This window comes from Micrococcus sp. HMSC31B01 (assembly GCF_001816085.1).
GTDB classification, from domain to species: domain Bacteria; phylum Actinomycetota; class Actinomycetes; order Actinomycetales; family Micrococcaceae; genus Micrococcus; species Micrococcus luteus.
Map to the genome: position 1 here is coordinate 1 of NZ_KV825407.1, position 907 is coordinate 907.

A 907-nucleotide genomic window follows, 5' to 3' on the forward strand; every position below is an offset into this window, starting at 1 on the left:
CACCACCGCCACCGTGCTGGCCCAGGCGCTCGTGAACGAGGGCATGCGCCAGGTCGCCGCCGGCGCCGCGCCGGGCGAGGTCAAGAAGGGCATCGAGGTGGCCGTGGCCGCCGTCGAGCGGCGCCTGCAGGAGAACGCCCGCCCGGTCGAGGGCCAGGAGGTGGCCCACGTGGCCGCCATCTCGGCCCAGAACGACGAGGTCGGCGAGCTGCTGGCCCGCGCGTTCGACACGGTCGGCACCGACGGCGTCATCACCATCGAGGAGTCCTCCACGACCTCCACCGAGCTGGACGTCACCGAGGGCATGCAGTTCGACAAGGGCTTCCTGTCCCCGTACATGGTCACCGACGCCGAGCGTCAGGAGGCCGTGCTCGAGGACGCCTACGTCCTGATCAACTCGGGCAAGATCTCCAACGTACAGGAGCTGCTGCCCCTGCTGGAGAAGGTCCTGCAGGCCAACAAGCCGCTGTTCGTGATCGCCGAGGACATCGAGGGCGAGGCCCTGTCCACCCTCGTGGTGAACAAGATCCGCGGCACCCTGAACGTCGTGGCCGTCAAGGCCCCGGGCTTCGGCGACCGCCGCAAGGCCATGATGCAGGACATCGCGATCCTCACCGGCGCCCAGGTCGTCTCCCCGGACCTCGGCATGAAGCTCGAGCAGGCCGACCTGGACGTGCTCGGCTCCGCCCGCCGCATCACCGTCACCAAGGACGAGACCACCATCGTCGACGGCGGCGGTGCGGCCGAGGACGTCGAGGCCCGGGTCGCCCAGATCAAGGCCGAGTCCGCCGCGACCGACTCCGACTGGGACCGCGAGAAGCTCCAGGAGCGCCTCGCCAAGCTCTCCGGCGGCATCGGCGTGATCCGCGTGGGCGCCGCCACCGAGGTGGAGCTCAAGGAGCGCAAG

The 907-nt window shown here is 70.2% G+C and carries 1 protein-coding gene; it reads left to right on the top strand.

From position 1 onward, the window contains the following. Window positions 1-907 (top strand): chaperonin GroEL (gene groEL, locus HMPREF3105_RS11500; RefSeq protein WP_141762530.1); only part of this gene is annotated, 907 nt, incomplete at both ends.